Genomic DNA, 3,195 nt, shown 5'->3' with positions numbered 1-3,195 from the left:
CGGCGGCACCAATTTTTCCCTTAAAGGTGATTTTTTCTTTAAGGAAGAACTATTTTTTGATGGTGAATCCATGGGTGGTGCAACTCCCGATTAGTCGGGGGTGTTGCAACGATCGCTAGAACTCGCCCCCCTGGTCAAATAGCGTCCCACTGTCCACCAAATCCGTCTCCGACCTGTATGCCCCGGTCAGCGGCGAGATCACGGAAATCAACAGCACCGTCGCCGCGGATCCCGCCCGGATCAACAGCGACCCGTACGGCGTCGGCTGGCTTTTCAAGGTAAGTGTCAGTGCGGACGGGCCCCTGTTGAGCGCCGAAGACTACGCCGCGGCCAATGGAGGCGAGCTGTGAGCGCGGGGACGGTGCGCAGCGCCTCGCTGCCGGACGGCGACATCGGTGCGGTGGACCCGGAAGTGGCGGCAAAGATCGACGACGAACTGTGTCGCCAGCGCGACGGCCTGGAAATGATCGCATCCGAAAACCTCACGGCCGTGGCGGTCATGCAGGCCCAGGGCTCGGTCCTGACCAATAAGTACGCCTAGGGTTATCCGGGGAAGCGGTACTACGGCGGCTGCGAACACGTTGACGCCATCGAGCAGTTGGCCATCGAGGGGCTCAAGGCACTGTTCGGCGCCGCCTATGCGAATGTCCAACCGCACTCCGGCGCCCAGGCAAACGCCTCGATGATGCATGCGCTGATCAGGCACGGAGACACCATCACGGGGCTGAATCTGGCCCACGGCGGGCACCTCACGCACGGCATGCGGATCAACTTCTCCGGGCGGCTCTACAACGTCATTCCGTACCAGGTGCGCGAAGACGACCATCGCGTGGACATGGCGGAGGTCGAAAGGCTGGCCAGGGAACACCGGCCGAAGCTGATTGTGGCCGGTTGGTCCGCCTATGCCCGGCAGCTGGACTTTCCGGCATTCCGCAGGATCGCGGACGAGGTGGGGGCCTGTCTGATGGTGGATATGGCGCATTTTGCCGGTCTCGTGGCAGCCGGGCTGCACCCGAGCCCGGTGCCGCACGCCCACGTCACCACTTCCACGACGCACAAGACCCTGGCCGGTCCACGCGGTGGTTTCATCCTGACCAATGACGCGGTTCTCGCCAAGAAGATCAACTCCGCTGTGTTCAACGGGCAGCAGGCAGAGGACCGTCTGGCGGCAATCGACATTACCGTGAACCGGAACGCTGTCCCGTTCGATCCGCGGCCGCCAATGGTCACTTCCGGGCTCCGGATCGGGACGCCGGCCTTGGCAACCCGCGGATTTGGCGAGACAGCCTTCGTCGAGGTCTCGGACATCATCGCCGAGGCGCTGCTCGCCGGACCAGGGGATGATCTGGCGCCGTTGGCGGCCCGGGTGCACGCACTGGCGGCTGCACATCCCCTGTATTCAACTCTTGCGGAAAAGGCATAGCCGGTTCGGACAGTCATCCACGTTTGTACACCCTAGTTCCGGAAATGGACCAGTCATGGCAGTAGGAGTCTTCGACCTCTTCTCGGTCGGCACCGGGCCTTCCAGTTCGCATACGGTTGGCCCGATGCGGGCGCCCGCCGTTTTCGCCGCCGAACTTAAATTCCGTGGCATTTTGCATGACGTGGCGGGGCTGCGGGTGGATCTGTACGGCTCGCTCGCGGCCACGGGCAAGGGGCACGGCCCCATGACAGCCGTGCTGCTCGGGTTGGAAGGGCGGGAGCCGGAGCTGATCCTGCCGGAGGAAGTCCAGGACCGGCTGGCGTTCTTTGCGGACCGCGGCGAGCCGGAGCTCGGCGGCGCCAGGACCATCAGCTATCGGGTGGAGGACATGATTCTGCATCCGTTGACAGTGCTGGCGCGGCATACCAATGGGATGAAGTTCCAGGTCACGGATTCATCCGGTAACGTCCTGCAGGAGGCGACGTTCTTCTCCGTCGGCGGCGGTTTCATTGTCCGCGAGGGCGAGGAGGAAGCGGCAGCGACGGAGCTGGAAACCTCCAAGGAGCAGTTGCCGTACCCGTTCCGCACTGCCGTCGGTCTGCTGGGGCACTGCGCCGCGTCGGGGCTGGATATCAGCTCCGTCATGCTGGCCAACGAAATGGTCAGCCGCTCCGTGGCCGAAGTCCGGAGCGGTCTGCTGCACATCCGCGACGTCATGGAAGATTCGAAAAATTCCAGCCTGCAGCGCACCGGCCTGCTCCCCGGCGGTCTCAAGGTCCGCCGTCGTGCGTCGGACTGGCATGCCCGGCTGCGGCTCGAAGACACAGATCGGGATCCTCAGTACTGGCAGGAGTGGGTGAATCTGGTGGCACTGGCCGTGAACGAGGAAAACGCCTCCGGTGGCCGCGTGGTCACCGCACCCACGAACGGCGCCGCCGGCATCATTGTGGCGGTCATGTTTCATGCCACCCACTACACGAAGGGCATGCGCGACGCAGCGCCGGAAGCCAAGGACGACGTCGTCGTCCGGTTCCTGCTCACCGCCGGCGCCATCGGAGTCCTTTACAAGGAACAAGCCTCGATCTCAGGTGCCGAAGTCGGTTGTCAGGGCGAAGTCGGATCGGCTTCCTCCATGGCCGCCGGTGCCCTGGCCGAGGTCATGGGCGGGACGCCCGAGCAGGTGGAGAACGCGGCGGAAATCGCCATGGAGCACAACCTCGGTCTCACCTGTGATCCAATCGGCGGACTGGTGCAGGTGCCGTGCATCGAACGCAATGCCATTGCGGCCGCCAAAGCCATTAATGCCGCAAAGATGGCATTGTGGGGCGACGGTCAGCACCGCGTCTCCTTGGACGAGGTCATTGTGACCATGCGCGAAACGGGCAAGGACATGAATACGAAGTATAAGGAGACGGCCATGGGGGCTTGGCGGTGAACGTCGTCGAGTGCTAAACAGGTCCTGTGGTTGACCGATCCTGTCGGGACCCGGATTGTTCCGTTGGTCGGACTTGTCGGGAACACGGTGACCTCGGCGGTCTCGACCGATGATTTGGGTGGGTTGGGCTGCTGATTTCGGGGGCTGGACCGGTGCTTCCGGCGTGTGCGCAGGTGGCCCAGAGTTTAGAGATTGCTTTTTGCCCCGGAGCGACTTCGTTCCCGGCGGGAGATGCCGGCACCGTGGCCCTTACGGAGCCGGGGAGCTTCGCTGCTGCCCTTCGTCCGGGGCCGCCGCGGCTGGGCCCGGCGCCTGAGGGCCGGACGACGTCGGCACG

General features: G+C 63.9%; 3 pseudogenes. All 3 read left to right on the top strand.

Going from position 1 to position 3,195, the window contains the following annotated elements:
* Nucleotides 1-152: 152 nt before the first annotated feature.
* Nucleotides 153-350, top strand: a pseudogene (locus QMG52_RS21500) (glycine cleavage system protein H); the annotation flags it as partial.
* Nucleotides 347-1,423, top strand: a pseudogene (gene glyA, locus QMG52_RS21495) (serine hydroxymethyltransferase). The pseudogenes QMG52_RS21500 and glyA, both read left to right, overlap by 4 nt.
* Before the next feature lie 55 nt (nt 1,424-1,478).
* Nucleotides 1,479-2,875, top strand: a pseudogene (locus tag QMG52_RS21490) (L-serine ammonia-lyase).
* Nucleotides 2,876-3,195 lie beyond the last annotated feature (320 nt).

It is taken from the genome of Paenarthrobacter sp. PH39-S1, assembly GCF_030063245.1.
Taxonomy (GTDB): Bacteria; Actinomycetota; Actinomycetes; order Actinomycetales; family Micrococcaceae; genus Arthrobacter_M.
The sequence above is the reverse complement of the archived record's forward strand: the minus strand, read 5'-3'. Positions and strand labels throughout refer to the sequence as shown.